Source organism: Pseudomonas sp. B6(2017) (assembly GCF_002112765.1).
GTDB classification, from domain to species: domain Bacteria; phylum Pseudomonadota; class Gammaproteobacteria; order Pseudomonadales; family Pseudomonadaceae; genus Aquipseudomonas; species Aquipseudomonas piscis.
Genome location: NZ_NEIQ01000006.1, coordinates 48,869 through 64,925 on the forward strand (window position 1 = coordinate 48,869; position 16,057 = coordinate 64,925).

Annotated in this window: 17 protein-coding genes; 10 read left to right on the plus strand and 7 right to left on the minus strand. The window is 64.7% G+C overall.

Features of this window, described 5'->3' with window-relative positions:
- Positions 1-13: 13 nt before the first annotated feature.
- The 3 genes from CAG11_RS11430 to CAG11_RS11440 all read right to left on the minus strand — a co-directional run bounded on the left by CAG11_RS11430 (position 14) and on the right by CAG11_RS11440 (position 2,208).
- On the minus strand, positions 14-970 hold the full coding sequence (locus tag CAG11_RS11430) for a zinc-binding alcohol dehydrogenase family protein (protein ID WP_085596393.1): 957 nt from the start codon (positions 968-970) through the stop codon (positions 14-16).
- Between the two features lie 39 nt (positions 971-1,009).
- Positions 1,010-1,183, minus strand: a complete 174-nt coding sequence (locus CAG11_RS11435) for a DUF1427 family protein (RefSeq protein WP_083457005.1) — start codon at positions 1,181-1,183, stop codon at positions 1,010-1,012.
- A gap of 248 nt (positions 1,184-1,431) precedes the next feature.
- Positions 1,432-2,208: a helix-turn-helix transcriptional regulator gene (locus CAG11_RS11440; RefSeq protein WP_022643688.1), complete on the minus strand. Its 777-nt coding sequence runs from the start codon at positions 2,206-2,208 to the stop codon at positions 1,432-1,434.
- A 218-nt stretch (positions 2,209-2,426) separates the two neighbouring features.
- Here CAG11_RS11440 and CAG11_RS11445 point away from each other — a divergent pair, with 218 nt between their 5' ends.
- Complete coding sequence (locus CAG11_RS11445; RefSeq protein ID WP_085596394.1) at positions 2,427-2,654, plus strand: DUF6555 family protein; 228 nt, start codon at positions 2,427-2,429, stop codon at positions 2,652-2,654.
- 47 nt (positions 2,655-2,701) lie between these two features.
- Here the strand turns inward: CAG11_RS11445 and glcC are convergent, their stop codons facing one another.
- Complete coding sequence (gene glcC, locus CAG11_RS11450) at positions 2,702-3,469, minus strand: transcriptional regulator GlcC (RefSeq protein WP_085596395.1); 768 nt, start codon at positions 3,467-3,469, stop codon at positions 2,702-2,704.
- Between the two features lie 232 nt (positions 3,470-3,701).
- On the opposite strand from glcC, the gene glcD reads away from it, so the two are divergent.
- The 4 genes from glcD to CAG11_RS11470 are packed head-to-tail and all read left to right on the plus strand — an operon-like array spanning position 3,702 to position 7,914.
- Entirely contained in the window at positions 3,702-5,201 is a 1,500-nt protein-coding gene (gene glcD, locus CAG11_RS11455) for a glycolate oxidase subunit GlcD (protein ID WP_085596396.1), read from the plus strand.
- On the plus strand, positions 5,201-6,265 hold the full coding sequence (gene glcE, locus CAG11_RS11460) for a glycolate oxidase subunit GlcE (protein ID WP_085596397.1): 1,065 nt from the start codon (positions 5,201-5,203) through the stop codon (positions 6,263-6,265). Before glcD ends, glcE begins: the two co-directional genes overlap by 1 nt.
- Before the next feature lie 3 nt (positions 6,266-6,268).
- On the plus strand, positions 6,269-7,489 hold the full coding sequence (gene glcF, locus CAG11_RS11465; protein ID WP_085596398.1) for a glycolate oxidase subunit GlcF: 1,221 nt from the start codon (positions 6,269-6,271) through the stop codon (positions 7,487-7,489).
- Positions 7,490-7,506: 17 nt separating this feature from the next.
- On the plus strand, positions 7,507-7,914 hold the full coding sequence (locus tag CAG11_RS11470) for a heme-binding protein (protein WP_022643682.1): 408 nt from the start codon (positions 7,507-7,509) through the stop codon (positions 7,912-7,914).
- Positions 7,915-7,945: 31 nt separating this feature from the next.
- Here CAG11_RS11470 and CAG11_RS11475 read toward each other — a convergent pair whose 3' ends face one another.
- Positions 7,946-8,398, minus strand: a complete 453-nt coding sequence (locus tag CAG11_RS11475) for a DMT family transporter (protein WP_085596399.1) — start codon at positions 8,396-8,398, stop codon at positions 7,946-7,948.
- A 2-nt stretch (positions 8,399-8,400) separates the two neighbouring features.
- Complete coding sequence (locus CAG11_RS11480; protein ID WP_085596400.1) at positions 8,401-8,904, minus strand: DMT family transporter; 504 nt, start codon at positions 8,902-8,904, stop codon at positions 8,401-8,403.
- A 112-nt stretch (positions 8,905-9,016) separates the two neighbouring features.
- Here CAG11_RS11480 and CAG11_RS11485 point away from each other — a divergent pair, with 112 nt between their 5' ends.
- Positions 9,017-9,949, plus strand: a complete 933-nt coding sequence (locus CAG11_RS11485) for a LysR family transcriptional regulator (RefSeq protein WP_085596401.1) — start codon at positions 9,017-9,019, stop codon at positions 9,947-9,949.
- Between the two features lie 123 nt (positions 9,950-10,072).
- Here CAG11_RS11485 and CAG11_RS11490 read toward each other — a convergent pair whose 3' ends face one another.
- Positions 10,073-11,386: an Nramp family divalent metal transporter gene (locus CAG11_RS11490; protein ID WP_085596402.1), complete on the minus strand. Its 1,314-nt coding sequence runs from the start codon at positions 11,384-11,386 to the stop codon at positions 10,073-10,075.
- Between the two features lie 314 nt (positions 11,387-11,700).
- Between CAG11_RS11490 and CAG11_RS11495 the strand changes: the two genes are divergently transcribed.
- The 4 genes from CAG11_RS11495 to CAG11_RS11510 all read left to right on the plus strand — a co-directional run bounded on the left by CAG11_RS11495 (position 11,701) and on the right by CAG11_RS11510 (position 16,033).
- Positions 11,701-12,141, plus strand: coding sequence for a thiol-disulfide oxidoreductase DCC family protein (locus CAG11_RS11495; protein ID WP_085596403.1), 441 nt, complete (start codon positions 11,701-11,703; stop codon positions 12,139-12,141).
- A gap of 268 nt (positions 12,142-12,409) precedes the next feature.
- On the plus strand, positions 12,410-13,186 hold the full coding sequence (locus tag CAG11_RS11500; protein ID WP_085596404.1) for an AraC family transcriptional regulator: 777 nt from the start codon (positions 12,410-12,412) through the stop codon (positions 13,184-13,186).
- A 101-nt stretch (positions 13,187-13,287) separates the two neighbouring features.
- Complete coding sequence (locus tag CAG11_RS11505) at positions 13,288-14,202, plus strand: DMT family transporter (RefSeq protein WP_085596405.1); 915 nt, start codon at positions 13,288-13,290, stop codon at positions 14,200-14,202.
- A 28-nt stretch (positions 14,203-14,230) separates the two neighbouring features.
- Positions 14,231-16,033 carry a B12-binding domain-containing radical SAM protein gene (locus CAG11_RS11510; protein WP_085596406.1) on the plus strand — a complete coding sequence of 601 codons (1,803 nt, stop codon included), beginning with the start codon at positions 14,231-14,233 and terminating at the stop codon, positions 16,031-16,033.
- The last annotated feature ends 24 nt before the right edge of the window (positions 16,034-16,057 follow it).

Below are 16,057 nucleotides of genomic sequence, written 5' to 3' on the forward strand. Positions count from 1 at the left end.
GGCCCTGCCCGCCTCAAGGAATCAGGATCACCTTGTCGCCACCGCCCTGGTTGACCTCGGCATAGCGCTCCAGCCCCTGCTCCAGCGGCGACTCCAGCAAACCCTCGGGCAGTGGCAGCAAGCCTTCGTCGAAATAGCGGCCGAACTGCTCCAGCATCGCCGCGCATTCCTCGACGCCATACAGCAACGAATTGATCCCCACCACCGAGCCCCCCTTTCGGTACAGGGCCAGGGCCGGCAGCTGCACATGGCCATCCACCGGCGCGGCGATGATGGCGATCCGACCGAACGTGGCCAGGGCCGGCACCGCCGCAGGCAGCCAGAAGCCGGTAGTGTCGAAGATCACCTCGGCGCCGCCGGCATGATGCTCGCCCACCTGGGTGGCGAGGTTTTCCGGCTGCGCCAGTTGCAGCGCCGGATAGCCCTGGGCCTGCAACGCCTGCACCTGCTCCGGCCGGCGCGCCGCCGCCAGCACCTGGGCGCCACGAACCTTGGCCAGGGCCAGGGCCGCAGTGGCCACGGCGCCGCCGCCGATCACCAGCAGCCGGGTACCGGCGATCACGCCGCTACGCTCCAGGGCATCCCAGGCGGTGGTATAGGGCACGCCGAGGCTCGCGGCCTGGGCAAAGCTCAGGTGCCGGGGCTTGAGCGCCACGCCGCTGGCCGACAACACCACGTACTGGGCGTGGCTGCCGTCGGCGAAAAAGCCCAGGTCCCTGCCGGTGCCCCAGACTTCCTGGCCGATCAAGTCGTCCGGCCCCTGCTCCACCACCCCGGCAAAATCCCGTCCGGGAATTCGTGGCAGCGTGGTGTAGGGAAAACGCCCGAGGACATTCTTCACATCGCTGGGATTCAGGCCCGCCGCCTTGATCCGTACCAATACCTGGCCGGGCCCGGGGACCGGAGTCGGAACCTCCACCAGTTGCAGGGAAGCGAGGTCGCCGGTGGCGGAAAATTGCAGTGCTTTCATCAAAGACTCCATGGGTCGAAAAACAGTCGATACCAGCGATCAGGACAGCCACTGGCTGAACAGTTGGCGCCCCAGGGGCCACAACTGTTCGCCACCGAGCATGCCCAGCAGCCCCACCAGGGCGATGGCCGGCGGTGCCGGGGAACGCACCTGCAGGGCACCGTAGAGCAGCCCGACCAGCAGGCCGGCCGCCAGGGACATCAGGTAATTCATGGCTCACTCCCAAAAGGCCGTGGTGCATGGGCTCGGCTGCAACTACAGCGTCGCTTCGTGTAGCCGCTGCCGCAGGCTGCGCATGGCCCGCAGGGCCACCGCGAGCCTGGGATCGCGCAAGGCCCTGCGGCCCCGAACGCAGCCTCGCAGGCTCGGCAGCGGCTACAGGCATGGAGTGGATTCTAGAGACAAGGAGGCAGTGGCATCGGCCAAGTACTTCAGGCTATCGGCCAAAGCATCGGCGCTGGTCAGGCCGAGGGTTCACCGGCGACATACTGCGAGGGGGCGACGCCCAGCTCGCGGCGGAACATGTCGCTGAAACTGCTGGGGGAATAACCCAGCTCGCGGGCGATCCGGCTCACCGGCACGCCCTGGATCAGCTCCGCCGCCGCGGTGGCCAGTTGCACCTGGCGCCGCCATTCGGCGAATCCCAGGCCCAGGCGTTCCTTGAACAAGCGCGCCAGGGTACGCACGCTGGCCCCGACGGCCTCGGCATGCTGCTCGAAGGATATTTCCAGGGACGGCGCTGCCATCACCGCCTGGCACAGGCTGCACAGGCGCCGGTCGGCGGCATCGGGCAAGACGATCTTCAACTCCGAGCGCCGCGCCCGTTGCAGCTCCAGCAGGGCCAGGCCCACCAGGGCCTCGTAGTAGTCCGGCTGGGGCGGTTCGAGCTCCACCAGGCGCACGATCAACTCCCGCAGCAGGGTATCCACTTGCAGCACCTGGACCCTGGTATCCAGGGTCGCCGCCAGGGAGGGACGCAGGTAGATATTGCGCATCTGCAGGTCGCTGACCACCCGGATGCCATGGACCACGCCAGGCGGCAGCCACACCGCCCGCTGCGGCGGCACCACCAGGGCCTCGTGGGGAGTCTCGACCCACATCACCCCGCTCATGGCATACAGCAGCTGGCCCCAGTCGTGCTCATGGGGCTCGACGAACAACCCGCGCGGGTAGGTACGGGCCAGCGGCTGCACGGGAATCGCGGTGTCGGTGAGGTCGGGAGGAGCGGCTAGGGCCATGGCAAGGTCGCGGCGGGACGGCGGGCGACCATGGTAACCAGCCGTCGAGGCAGCCACCAGCCAGCACTAGCCAAATCGATGCCGTGGTGCTCCAGATCCATTCGTTTGGATGGCCTGCCGGGATTTTTCGACAGCTCGCCGGCCCGCTGGGGCAATTCGAGTGAATTTTTCCGCCGCAGGGGGATCATTGCTGCATCACAGGGAGGATTGAACGCTTTATGAACAACGCAAAACTCTTCGTCATCGAATACACCCTGCACGGTGCCCCCAAGTCCTTCATCATCCGCCAGGACAAGATGGACAACGCCGAGGCCTGGCATTGGGCCAGCTGCGACGCGGGGGTGGGCCGCATCGGCCGCTTCGGGCGCGAACAAGTGAAGAAGACCAGCCGACCCACGGCGGAGAAGTTCGGTATCCACAACGTCACCTGGCGCCCTTCGGTCTAGCCGGTAAACCGGATGGCGCCACCCGGCGCCATCCCCAGCGCCGAGGCTCAATCCCAGCCTTGCAGGCGCAGCGTGGCCCGCACCAAGCGCTGCTCCTCCTCTTCGATCTCCTGCAGGTTTTGCGCGATGCCCTGGATATGCGCCTGTGCGGCCTTGCGCGCCTGTTCCGGCAAGCGACCGGTGACCGCGTGGTACAAGCGCGCATGCTGGCGGTCGATCTGGCGCTTGTGCAGTGGCCGGTGATAGAGGTTGTTGACCGAGGCGAACACCGAATTGAGCAACAGGCCGTTGAGCGAGCCCAGGGTCTGCACCAGCACCGGGTTGTGCGAAGCCTCGCAGATGGCCAGGTGGAAGGCATGGTCCAGGCGCGCCAGGTCGGCGGGCTCCAGGTCCTGGTCATGGGCGTCGAGCAGGGCCTGGTAGCTACGGCCGATGAGCATGAAGTCGGCCTCGGTGCCACGCAGGGCCGCCAGCCGCGCCGACTCGCCCTCCAGCAGGCCGCGGACCTCCAGCAAGTCGTAGAGAGTACGTGGCTGGGAGCTGAACAGGTGCAGCAGTGGCGAGTCCGCCGCCGGCGCCGACAGTTGCGCCACCTGCGAGCCACGGCCCTGCACCGTGTCGATGATGCCCCGGGCCCGCAACAGCTTCAGGCCCTCGCGCAGGGCCGTGCGCGAGACCCCGAGCTTGGCGGTCAGGCGCCGCTCCGAGGGCAACAGCTGGCCGGTCTTGAATACCCCGTCGACGATCAGGCGCTCGATCCGTGCGCAGACCCTATCGGCCACCTGCAAGCGCGGCTGTCCCGGTTTCTCCTGCATCTCGCCTCCCACTGGTATGACCAGTTCCTTGTCGATTCGCGCCCACTTCCTCGCTTGGCTGCAACTTACTGAAATCAATCAGGTTTACTGGAGCCCGGGGCAAGTACCGGAAAACAAAGTGGTTCGACCACTGCCGGCGCACATGGACACTAAGGCGCCCCGGGCCAATGATGCAAGGCATGCGTGATGCAGTCGCGACCTGATAACAACGACACAAGGTCATTCGCCAGCCATGACGATTCTCTACGATGAACGCCTCGACGGCGCCCTGCCCGAGGTCGACCGCCAAGCCTTGATCCACGCCCTGCGCAGCCAGCTGCCGGACCTGGAACTGCTGGACCGCCAGGAGCAACTCAAGCCCTACGAATGCGACGGCCTGAGTGCCTACCGCAGCACCCCGCTGCTGGTGGCCCTGCCCCGGCGCCTGGAGCAAGTGCAGCAGATCCTCAAGATCTGCCACCAGCAACGGGTACCAGTGGTGGCCCGGGGCGCGGGCACCGGCCTGTCCGGCGGCGCCCTGCCCCTGGAAAAGGGCCTGCTGCTGGTGATGGCGCGATTCAAGGACATCCTCGAGATCGACCCCGCCGCGCGCTGCGCGCGCCTGCAACCCGGTGTACGCAACCTGGCGATCTCCCAGGCCGCGGCGCCCTACGAGCTGTACTACGCCCCCGACCCGTCGTCGCAGATCGCCTGCTCCATCGGTGGCAATGTCGCGGAAAACGCCGGTGGCGTGCACTGCCTGAAATACGGCCTGACCGTGCACAACCTGCTCCAGGTGCGGATGCTCACCGTCGAGGGCCAGCCCCTGACCCTGGGCAGCGAGGCCCTGGACTCGCCGGGCTTCGACCTGCTGGCGCTGTTCACCGGTTCCGAGGGGCTGCTGGGGGTGATCACCGAAGTCACGGTCAAGCTGCTGCCCAAGCCGCAGATCGCCAAGGTGCTGCTGGCGGCCTTCGACTCGGTGGAGAACGCCGGCCAGGCGGTGGCGGCGATCATCGCCGCGGGCATCATCCCCGGCGGCCTGGAGATGATGGACAACCTGGCGATCCGCGCCGCCGAAGACTTCATCCACGCCGGCTACCCGGTGGATGCCCAGGCCATGCTGCTGTGCGAGCTGGATGGGGTCGAGGCCGATGTCCACGACGACTGCGAGCGGGTGCGCCAACTGCTGCAACAGGCCGGCGCCAGCGAAGTGCGCCTGGCCCGGGACGAGGCCGAGCGCGCGCGGTTCTGGGCCGGGCGCAAGAATGCCTTCCCGGCGGTGGGCCGCTTGTCGCCGGACTACTACTGCATGGACGGCACCATCCCCCGGCGCCAACTGCCCGCGGTGCTGCACGGCATCGCCCGGCTGGCCGCCGAGCACCAGCTGCGGGTGGCCAACGTGTTCCATGCCGGCGACGGCAACATGCACCCGTTGATCCTGTTCGATGCCAACCAGAGTGGGGAACTTGAGCGAGCGGAAACCCTGGGCGGCAAGATCCTCGAGCTGTGCGTGGCGGTGGGCGGCACCATCACCGGCGAGCACGGCGTGGGCCGGGAGAAGATCAACCAGATGTGCGTGCAGTTCAGCGGCGACGAGCTGAGCCTGTTCCACGGCATCAAGCGCGCCTTCGACCCCCTGGGCCTGCTCAACCCCGGCAAGAACATCCCGACCCTGCACCGCTGCGCCGAGGCCGGGGCCATGCACATCCACCATGGGCAGTTGCCCTTCCCCGAACTGGAGCGATTCTGATGGCCGCCCCCACCGATTGCGACGCCAGCCAAACCCTGCTGGAGCAGGTGCGCGACGCCCTGGACAACGCCACCCCGCTACGCATCCAGGGCTCCAATAGCAAGGCGTTCCTGGGGCGCGACAGCGCCGGCGAAATCCTCGATACCCGGCTCCATCGCGGCATCGTCAGCTACGACCCCACCGAACTGGTGATCAGCGCCCGGGCCGGAACACCGCTTGGCGAACTGCAGGCGGTACTGGATGCCGCCGGGCAGATGCTGCCCTGCGAGCCGCCGGCGTTCGGTACCGGCGCCACCCTGGGCGGCATGCTCGCCAGTGGCCTGTCCGGGCCACGCCGGCCCTGGGCCGGGGCGGTGCGCGACTTCGTCCTGGGCACCCGGATCATCAGTGGCCTGGGCCAGCACCTGCGCTTTGGTGGCGAGGTGATGAAGAATGTCGCCGGCTACGACCTGTCGCGGCTGATGGCCGGCAGCTATGGCTGCCTGGCTCTGGTGACCGAAGTCTCGCTGAAGGTGCTGCCCAAGCCGCGCCACTGCCTGAGCCTGAGCCTGGAACTGCCTGCCGGGCAAGCCCTGGCCAGGCTCGCACAATGGGGCCAGCAGCCATTGCCCATCAGCGCCGCCTGCCACGATGGCAGCCGCCTGCACCTGCGCCTGGAAGGCGGCGAAGGCTCGGTGGCCGCGGCCCGCGATCGGCTCGGCGGCGAGCCCCTGGACAGCCACTACTGGAACCGGCTCAACGAGCAGCAACTGCCGTTTTTCGACCCCGGCCTGCCGCTGTGGCGCCTGTCGCTGCCACACAACACCCCGGAGCTTGCGTTGCCCGGCACCCAATTGCTGGACTGGGGCGGCGCCCAGCGCTGGCTCAAGTCCGATGTTCCGGCCGAGCGCATCCGCGCCATGGCCAGCGCCGCCGGCGGTCATGCCAGTTGCTACAGCCATGGCCTGCTGGACAGCCCCTTCCAACCCCTGGAACCGACCCTGCTGCACTATCACCAACGCCTGAAAGCGCAGCTCGATCCCCAGGGCATCTTCAACCCCGGCCGACTCTACCCGGAGCTCTGATCCATGCAGACCACCCTCAGCCCCGAGGCCCGGCAGTTGCCAAGGGCCGCCGAAGCCGAACGTATCCTGCGCAGCTGCGTGCATTGCGGGTTCTGCAACGCCACCTGCCCCACCTACCAGGTCCAGGGCGACGAGCTGGACGGGCCGCGCGGCCGCATCTACCTGATCAAGCAGGTGCTGGAGGGCGCCGCGGTCACCCACCAGGCGCAACTGCACCTGGACCGTTGCCTGTCATGTCGCAACTGCGAGACCACCTGCCCATCGGGCGTCGAGTACCACAACCTGCTGGACATCGGCCGGGCGGTGGTGGACGCCGCCCTGCCCCGGCCCGCCGGCCAGCGTCTGCTGCGCCAGGGCTTGCGGACCCTGGCGGGCAACCCGCAGCTGTTCAAGACACTGGTACTGGGCGGCAGTCGCTTGCGCCCGCTGCTGCCCCAGGCCCTGCAAGACAAGCTGCCGCGCCAGGTACCCGCCGCCGGCGTGCGCCCGGACCGGGTCCACGCGCGGCGCGTGCTGCTGCTCGAAGGCTGCGTGCAGCCGGGGCTGTCGCCCAATACCAACGCCGCCGCGAGCCGGGTCCTGGATCGCCTGGGCATCAGCGTGCAGCCGGTGGCCGGGGCCGCGTGCTGCGGCGCCGTGGACTACCACCTGGATGCCCAGGAGCGCGGCCGCCAGCGGGCCCGGCACAATATCGACGCCTGGTGGCCGCACCTGCAACAAGGTGCCGAGGCCATCGTCCAGACCGCCAGCGGCTGCGGCGCCTTCGTCAAGGACTATGGGCACCTGCTGGCCGACGACCCGGTCTATGCCGCCAAGGCGCAGCAAGTCAGCGCCCTGGCCCGGGACCTGGTGGAGGTGGTGCGGGCCGAACCTCTGGCAGCGCTGCAAGTACGCAGTGGGCAGCGCCTGGCCGTCCATTGCCCCTGCACCCTGCAACATGCCCAGCAACTGGGCGGCGCCGTGGAAAGCCTGCTGCAACGCTTGGGTTTCAACCTGACTTCGGTGCCCGACGGCCACCTGTGCTGCGGCTCGGCCGGCACCTATTCACTGACCCAGCCCGCCCTGGCCCGGCAACTGCGCGACGACAAGCTGCGGGCCCTGGAAAGCGGCAGCCCGGACGTGATCGCTACGGCCAATATCGGCTGCCAGAGCCACCTGGATGGCGCCGGGCGCACCCCGGTACGCCACTGGATCGAACTGCTGGACGCCGCCCTCAAGCCTTGAACCCAATGGAGCCTGCCATGCACCACAAAGCCGTGTTGTGCCAAGACGAAGTCAGCCGCATCCTCGCCGCCGCCCGGGCCGAGGCCCATCGCCAGCAGTGGCCGGTGAGCATCGCCGTGGTCGATGATGGCGGCCATCCCCTGGCCCTGGAGCGCCTGGACGGCTGCGCGCCGATCAGTGCCTACATAGCCCTGGAGAAAGCCCGCACCGCCGCCCTGGGCCGGCGTGAGTCCAAGGCCTACGAAGACATGGTCAATGCCGGGCGCAGCGCCTTTCTCTCGGCGCCGCTGCTGACCTCCCTGGAAGGCGGCGTGCCGATTCGCGTGGATGGCCAGGTGGTCGGCGCGGTGGGCGTGTCCGGCGTGCGCTCCGGCGAAGATGCCCAGGTGGCGCAAGTGGCCGCCAACTGCCTGGAAGGATCCTGACCCCTCGGCTGCGTAGAACGCCCCTGGGCCCTCAGCTACGGCGCAGGCTGCTGCGGTACATGAACAACAAGGCCAGGGCCAGGCACAGCATCGCCAGGATGCGGTTGCCGGAAAGTGCCATGGCCGGGTTGCCGAACCAGCCGAAGTGGTCGATCAACATGCCCATGCCCAACTGCCCGAGGATCACCGCCACCGTCGCCACGGCAGTACCGACCCGAGGCACCGCGCCGACCATCACCAGCATGTACACCACGCCGAACAGCGCGCCGCTGAGCTGCCACTTGGGCGCCTGCAACAGGCCCATGGCCTGGGGCGGCTGGAAGAACACGATCAGCAGCGAGGTGACCAGGGCACCGACGGCGAAGGTCAGCAGGCTGCTGCGCAACACCCCCACGCTCTGTCCCAGGCGGCCGTTGATCGCCGCCTGCACACTGAGCACCGCACCTGCGGCCACCACGACCACCAGCAATGGAATCAGGTTCATGTTCAACCTCGGGCAATCAGGATCAGGGCGCCGACGATCAGCACCAGGGCCAGCCAACGCTCGGCGTTGACCGGTTTGCGGATACTGCCGAACCAGCCGAAGTGGTCGATCAGCACGCTCTTGCCGACCTGGCCGGAAAGAATCGCGATCATGGTCATGGCAATCCCGATATGCGGCGTGGCCAGGGTCAACACCACCACGTAGATCGGCCCCAGCACTCCGCCCAGCAACTGCCAGCGCGGCAACTGGCTCAAGGCCGGCCCCGGCTGCGGGCCACTGAACAGCAACAGCAAGGCCAGCAATGCCGCGCCGACGCCGAAGATGCTCAGGGTCGCCCACAGGTGGCCGACCTGGGCTCCCAGGGGGCCGAGCAAGCCGGCCTCCACCGACAGGCCCATGCCGGCCAGGATCACCAGCGGCAGCAGGGCCAGGCGTTGCCAGCCGGCAGTGGATACCGCAGGGGCCACTGGCGGTGGCAGCGTTGGGTCAAGGGTTTCGCAAGACATGGGGCACCTCTTGGGTTCATGGAATGGCGAGCATTATTGGTTGCCCGTGCTTTGCGATAAATGGGAGCATGCCGACAACACTTTTGCGTAAAACGCATAGCAAGGACTTCCCATGCAAGGCTTCAACGACCTGGGTTTCAAGGCCCTGCGGCTGTTCATCGCGGTGCTCGACCAGGGCAGTTTCTCTGCCGTGGCCCGACGCGAAGGCCTGGCACCCTCCTCCATTTCGCGGCAGATCCAGCTGATGGAACAGACCCTGGGCCAACAGTTGCTGTATCGCCATACCCGGGCGGTCAGCCCCACCGAGGCCGGGCGCCTGTTGGGGCACCATGCCCGGCGGGTGCTGGCGCAATGGGAAGAAGCCGAGCAGGCCCTGCAAGAACAGCAGGACGAGCCGACCGGGCTGGTGCGGATCAATGCGCCGGTGGTGTTCGGCCAGCGGCATATCTCGCCCTGGCTGGGCGAACTGCACCAGCGCTATCCCAAGCTGCAACTGGATATCCAGCAGACCGACAGCTACATCGACCCGTTGCAGGACGGCACCGACCTGCTGTTTCGCATCGGCGTGCTGGGAGACTCCTCGATGCAGGCCCGGTTGCTGGCACCGCAGCGCTACCGGGTCGCCGCCAGCCCGGGCTACCTGGCCCGTCACGGCCACCCCCGGCATCCCGACCAGCTGCACCAACACCAATGCCTGGCCTACAAGGGCGAAAGCGGCCAGCAGCGCTGGTTCTTCCGCCAGGGCCAGGAATCCTGGACGCCCTACAGCGTCACTGGCCCGCTGACCGGCAACCACGCCGACACCCTGACCCAGGCCGCCGAACAAGGCCTGGGGCTGGTGATGTTTCCTTCCTGGCTGATCGGCGAGGCCCTGCACCAGGGACGGCTGGTGGCGCTGTTCGAAGATTTCGAAGTGGCCACCAGCCTCGAACCGCAACAGATCGCCGCCCTATGGCCGGGCAGCCGGCGCCTGTCGGTGAAGGTCCGCGCGGTGATCGATTTCTTCGTCGAGAAATTCGGGCCAGTACCGTATTGGGATCGCTAGCGCGATCAGCGGCAAGCTCCAAGCTGCAAGCGGCAAGTTGAAAGCCGGACGCGATCAGCCTTGGCTTGAGCGCTCTGGCTCTGGCTCTGGCTTTGGCTTTGGCTTGCCGCTTGCCGCTTGCCGCTAAAGGCTAGCTATGAGCCAGGCATTGGCTGCGCTGATCACGGCGAACAGGCTCCAGGCCAGCCAGCGGGTCGGCCAGCGGTTGACGAACACGCCCATCAGGCGCGGGTCGTTGGTCATGCGGATCAACGGATACAAGGCGAACGGCAATTGCAGGCTGAGCACCACCTGGCTCAGCACCAGCAGCTTGCCCACGGCGCCGTCGCCCAGCAGCCAGACGCCGATGAACGCCGGGATCAGCGCCAGGCCACGGGTGATCAGGCGGCGCTGCCAGCAGGGAATCCGCAGGTTCAGGTAACCCTCCATGATCACCTGGCCGGCGATGGTCCCGGTGAAGGTCGAGCTCTGCCCCGAAGCCAGCAGCGCCACGCCGAACAGCACGCTGGCCAGGGCCCCGCCCACCAGCGGATCGAGCAGGTGGTAGGCATCCTGGATCTCCACCACGTCGCTGTGCCCGGTGTTGTGGAAGGCCGCTGCGGCAAGGATCAGGATCGCCGCGTTCACCAGCAGCGCCAGGGCCAGGGAACCGATGGTATCGATGCGCGCCAGGCGGATCGCATCGCTGCGGCTGGCAAGGTCCTTGCCCACTAGGCGGGTCTGGACCACCGAGGTATGCAGGTACAGGTTGTGCGGCATCACCGTGGCGCCGAGGATGCCGATCGCCAGGTACAACGGCGCGGCATCGCTGATGGCCGCCAGCGACGGGGTGAAGCCCCGGGCCACGTCTGGCCAGAGGGGCTTGATCAGCAGCAACTCGATGAAAAAGCACACGCCGATGGTCGCCACCAGCACCAGCATGATCGCTTCCAAGCGGCGAAAGCCACGGTTCTGCAAAGCCAGCACCAGCAAGGTATCGAAGGCGGTAATGACGATTCCCGTACTCAACGAGACTCCCAGCAAGAGGTGGAAAGCCAAGGCGCAGCCCAGCACTTCGGCCAGGTCCGTGGCAATGATGGATACCTCCGCCAGCAACCATTGGACCCGCGCCGAGCGTGGGCTGTAGCGCTCGCGGCAAAGCTGCGCCAGGTCGCGCCCGGTGGCGATGCCCAGGCGTGAGCAGAGGCACTGCACCACCATGCCCGCCAGGCTCGCCAGCAGCACCACGAACAGCAGGCTGTAGCCATAGCGCGAGCCGGCCTCGATGGCCGTGGCCCAGTTGCCCGGGTCCATGTAGCCGATGGAAATCAGCAATCCGGGACCGGCAAAACGCAGCAGGCGCTTGAACAGCGAGGCACGGGGGTCGACGGTGACGGAACCGGCCACTTCCGGCGGGCAGAAAGGAGCGGTGGCGATTTTCGGCAGGCTGAATTTCACAAGGGGGATTCCACGGCGGCTTGAAGCAGGTGCCCAGCTTAGCAGGCCGGTGAACAACTAACTGCGTTGCCATCGCTGCGTTGAAAACAAGCTAAAAATGCTCATTTACCATCCGTAAACTGCGCTTTTTCGCCTGTTTTCGCCTGGCGCTAGCTGCCTCGCCTACGTTTTTCAACGGCCTGCGAGAGGTTTCGCCGCGGCCGCCCAAGCCTGAAATTCATCGGCCAAGGCGAGTATGCTGCGCAGGTTCCGGCCCGGACCGGACATCGTTCCACCCTTGCAAGGTTTTCTCCGTGGCTGACTCCGCAACGACTATGGCAAGCGATACCCTGCCGCCCTTCCTGCAACCTGGCGAACGAGTGCTGCTGTTCGATGGCGTGTGCAAGCTGTGCAACGCCTCGGTGCGCTTCGTCATCGCCCATGACACCCAACGGCGGATCCGCCTGGCCTCGGTGCAATCGCCCCAGGGCCAGGCCCTGCTGGCGTGGGCCGGGTTGTCCACCGAACAGTTCGACAGCGTGGTGCTGATCGAAGGCCAGCGCCTGTCCCTGCGCTCCACAGCCTTCATCCGCCTGATGGCGCAACTGCCCGCGCCCTGGCGCTGGCTGCGCCTGCTGCAGTGGATTCCCCGGCCCCTGCGCGACTGGGGCTACAGCTACATCGCCCGCCACCGCTATCGCTGGTTCGGCCGCTACGACGTCTGCCTGCTGCCCAGCCCCGATCACCGTGGGCGCTTTCTCGACGACACACCCTGACCTGCCACGCCGGCGCTTTGCTTGGTCTAGCCGCTGCCGCAGGCTGCGCACGACCCGGTACCGGGGGCAGGGCCTGGCCATACGATAATCCGGATGCACCGCGCCGAACTGTTTATGGGCGCTGCGCACCCGGTCGCAGCCTCGCAGACTCGGCAGCGTCTACGGACAATGCATACAGAAAACGCTGCTGAATCTTGATAGCCAGATACTGGCGCAGTACTCAATCACTCATGCATCATGCATACGATTCGTCTTATGGAAGAGCCTAATGAGCAACATGGAAATACAGAAGGCTTCACTGGCTTTGCGATCTTATTCAGGTCAAGTCGAACTGCATGATCACGATTATCACCAGATAGTCCTGCCCCAATCAGGGTCGATGGAAATCGAAATTGATGGCCGTGGCGGTAAGGTCGATTGGAGTCAGGGCGTCATCATCCCTGCTGGGACTCCTCATGCATTTTCTTCCAATACTTGCAATACCTTCCTGGTTCTTGATGTGCCGCTGCCTTGCGCCTACATGCAGAAAAGCGAAGCAGAAACCATCAAGAGATTGAATGAAAAAAGCTTTTTCCCAGTCCGCCCAGAGATTCGACATCTACTTGATTACGCCACTCGTAGCGTGCCCTTGTTGACCAGCTCAACGGAGGTGGCGCAATCCTGGAGCACCTTGTTGATGTCATCCCTGGTACAACCTCACAGCAACACTCCCGACCATGGACAGTTCACCCTGGCCAGGGCGCTGACTCACATCGAAAATAATCTTGATAGCCATTTGACTGCCTCGGAAATTGCCCGGGTATCAGGAACAAGCGAAAGGCGCTTGTACATATTGTTCGAGCAGCACCTACGTACAACCCCGTTCGCCCATGTCACTCGCTTGCGCCTGAACCTGGCCATGGATCTGTTACGCGATACTCAACTATCAATCACCGAAATTGCCCACCGAGTGGGATACGCCGACCAGAGTGCGCTGAACCATGCCTTGAAGAAAAGCCATGACCTGACACCTGCGCTTGCCAGAAGGCATTCCAGAGCCTACTGAAAACATGCAGCCTGGAACAAATATCCAGCAGCACTAACCAATACCCCCCCAGGCCAACATTTCTATCATCCCCGTTCCGAAACGCTCATCGGGCGGGGCCCATGACAAACAGCACGACGTCCTCCAGAACGACCAGCAATGCCAGAACAGCAACATCAGCAACGGCCATCGGGGTCGTTGCTGTATTTCTTTGGTCATGTCTGGCATTGCTTACAACCCTCACTGCGGGCATCCCGCCTTTTGAACTACTGGCGTTAAGCTTTGCCGTGGCATTTCTGGCAAGCCTGGTGATCCTTGGACTGCGAGGCCCATCAGGGTTTGCAGGTTGGCGCCAGCCTTGGCAGGTCTGGGCCACGGGGTTTCTAGGCATATTCGCCTACCATGCCTTGTATTTCTTTGCCCTCAAGGCCGCACCTCCGGCCGAGGCCAGTCTGATCGCCTATCTCTGGCCGCTGCTGATCGTCTTGCTCGCAAGTTTCGCTGGCGGCCAACCATTGCACCGTAGGCAGGTACTGGGCGCGCTCCTGGGGCTCGCCGGCACAGCGTTTATCATGCAACAGCGATCTCAAGTCAGCATCGCCGCAATGCCGTTCGCTGGCTACGCAGCAGCGCTGCTCTGTGCCCTCGTCTGGTCGAGCTATTCAGTGATCAACCGTCGTTTCAGCAATGTTCCCAGCAGCATCATTGGCGGCATCTGCGGCTTGGTCGCCATTGCCGGGCTGCTCTGCCACCTGTCCTTCGAAACCACCATCCAACCAGATGCACATCAGTGGGCAGCCATCATTGGACTGGGCCTGGGGCCGGTCGGCCTGGCGTTCTTTGCCTGGGATCACGCCACCAAGCACGGCAACCTAGCGAGCCTTGGAGCCTTGTCCTACTTGGCGCCACTGTTTTCGACCCTGTTACTCATCATCGTCGGACAAACCCACGCCAAGCCGATTCTGCTCATCCCCGCGCTACTCATCATTGCCGGAGCCGTGATTGCGACCTCCGTTGAGCGCGCGCCCCGCTCCTGATTATTTATCTGCAAGGAACCCAAGAAAAATGCATCTGATTGCCTCCGAAGGAGCCGCAATGCTTGATCGCGCAGCTCCAAGTTTCTCGGTGGCGCCTACCCGGGCGGCTCTCAAGTCGCTGGGAGCGCCCTCTCAAACCACCAGCCATAGTGCAACTCGCCGGCGTGCCCACGGGGAAGCGCCCCGAGTACTGTTGTTCGTCCCGCCTTATACACGGTTGGTCGAGCCGGCACCGGCTGGTAGCGCTTTTACCGATATTGGCATCGAAACCTTCGAGGTGATGAAGCGCGCCGGCACTCCCATCGGCCTGCTACGTATTGCCACTGTCGCCCGACGAGCCGGGTATGACGTACAGATAGTCGATGCTCCGTTTGCGGGTTGGGAGCAGGAATCACAGCTGATAAGGGTGGATCAAGGCCACCTGCTGCGCTATGGACTGACCGACGAACAGTTGCGCACTATCATCGAAACGGCCCAGCCGGACATTATCGGAATCCAGTGCAACTACACAGTGCAGTGGGGCAATGCCCGAGCCTTGGCCGACCTGGTCAAGTCCATCGACCCAAACCTGGTATTAGTGACCGGAGGCGCCCACTCCAGCGGCGACTGGCAAAACGCTTTGCTAGATTCAGCATTCGACTTTGTCCTGATCAATGAAGCCGATCGCGCCTTCACCTTATTGCTCGACGCACTGAGCCATCCTGAAGCAGACATCCATGGTGTTCCAGGGGTGGCGTATCGAGGCCAGCAGGGCCAACTGATCCGCCCGTCACGTAAATCCAGCTACCTGAGCATCGTGCCAGCCCGCCAGGAGCTGGATGAGCGATTGGGGGTGATGCCGTTGCCGGACTTCAGCTTCCTGGACATGAATCATTACCTGCAGCCTTATCACTCCTCGGGGGCCCGGGTGCACAAGCACGGTGCCTGGGCGCAGATCTTCTCCACCATCGGTTGCAACGTGAACTGTAACTTCTGCTACATCCCCAAGATCAATGGCCCATGGCGAGCGTTGGGGCTGGACTGGTTCGACCTGCACCTGGCCGATCTGGTCAACCAAGGCGTCACTGAAGTTCTGATCGAGGACGATCACCTGATGCACGACCCCCTATACGCCATGGAAGTAGGGCGTCTGCTGAAAAAGCACAACCTGCCCTGGGTCGAGGAAGGCGGCTTGAGCCTGTTCAACCTCGTACTTCTACATCAGGGAGAGCGCTTCCTCGCAGAGTTGGACGACAAGGAGCTGAAGAGCCCGCAATACCGCAATGTGATAGCGGCAATCAAAGGAGGCCTGACTGCACGTGAGTTCATTCGTTCGATTGCGGAAAACGGCTGCTACAACATCTACCTGGCGGTGGAAAGCGCCAACGAAGACAGCCTTGTCAATTCCAATAAATCACGCTTCAACGCCATCCAGCAGGCCACCTTCGAAATCATCGAAATATTCACCGAACACGGCATTCAAGTGACCGGAGGCTTCATGCTCGGCTTCGTCAACCCTCCAGCTGCGCCTGGAGCCAAGCCGTTCATCGAGAGCCTGGAGCTGATCGAAAGGACTACCGATTATGCAGTCAGGCTGATGGGAGCCGGCATGGCATATGCCAACCCGTTCATCGTCACCCCCATTCCGGGTACAGAGATGTGGGAATACCAGCAGCAGTATGTAGTGCGCCACTATGACAATGGCTGGTCCCATGAAAAAGCCACTATGGCCACCGAACTATGGAGTGCCCAGGACATTGAGAAAGCCAGGCTGGAGCTGTTGGTTCGGGCCAACGGTACGGAACGAGTGAAAGAGATGGTCCGCCGCGGTACCTGGCCGGTAGATGCCTAGACCCGATACGCCTGGCCAGGGATC

Bases quoted from the DNA above. Each gene is read 5' to 3' on its own strand.
- CAG11_RS11430 (WP_085596393.1), bottom strand. From the start codon at position 970: ATGAAAGCACTGCAATTTTCCGCCACCGGCGACCTCGCTTCCCTGCAA.
- CAG11_RS11435 (WP_083457005.1), bottom strand. From the start codon at position 1,183: ATGAATTACCTGATGTCCCTGGCGGCCGGCCTGCTGGTCGGGCTGCTC.
- CAG11_RS11440 (WP_022643688.1), bottom strand. From the start codon at position 2,208: ATGGCCCTAGCCGCTCCTCCCGACCTCACCGACACCGCGATTCCCGTG.
- CAG11_RS11445 (WP_085596394.1), top strand. From the start codon at position 2,427: ATGAACAACGCAAAACTCTTCGTCATCGAATACACCCTGCACGGTGCC.
- glcC (WP_085596395.1), bottom strand. From the start codon at position 3,469: ATGCAGGAGAAACCGGGACAGCCGCGCTTGCAGGTGGCCGATAGGGTC.
- glcD (WP_085596396.1), top strand. From the start codon at position 3,702: ATGACGATTCTCTACGATGAACGCCTCGACGGCGCCCTGCCCGAGGTC.
- glcE (WP_085596397.1), top strand. From the start codon at position 5,201: ATGGCCGCCCCCACCGATTGCGACGCCAGCCAAACCCTGCTGGAGCAG.
- glcF (WP_085596398.1), top strand. From the start codon at position 6,269: ATGCAGACCACCCTCAGCCCCGAGGCCCGGCAGTTGCCAAGGGCCGCC.
- CAG11_RS11470 (WP_022643682.1), top strand. From the start codon at position 7,507: ATGCACCACAAAGCCGTGTTGTGCCAAGACGAAGTCAGCCGCATCCTC.
- CAG11_RS11475 (WP_085596399.1), bottom strand. From the start codon at position 8,398: ATGAACCTGATTCCATTGCTGGTGGTCGTGGTGGCCGCAGGTGCGGTG.
- CAG11_RS11480 (WP_085596400.1), bottom strand. From the start codon at position 8,904: ATGTCTTGCGAAACCCTTGACCCAACGCTGCCACCGCCAGTGGCCCCT.
- CAG11_RS11485 (WP_085596401.1), top strand. From the start codon at position 9,017: ATGCAAGGCTTCAACGACCTGGGTTTCAAGGCCCTGCGGCTGTTCATC.
- CAG11_RS11495 (WP_085596403.1), top strand. From the start codon at position 11,701: ATGGCAAGCGATACCCTGCCGCCCTTCCTGCAACCTGGCGAACGAGTG.
- CAG11_RS11500 (WP_085596404.1), top strand. From the start codon at position 12,410: ATGAGCAACATGGAAATACAGAAGGCTTCACTGGCTTTGCGATCTTAT.
- CAG11_RS11505 (WP_085596405.1), top strand. From the start codon at position 13,288: ATGACAAACAGCACGACGTCCTCCAGAACGACCAGCAATGCCAGAACA.
- CAG11_RS11510 (WP_085596406.1), top strand. From the start codon at position 14,231: ATGCATCTGATTGCCTCCGAAGGAGCCGCAATGCTTGATCGCGCAGCT.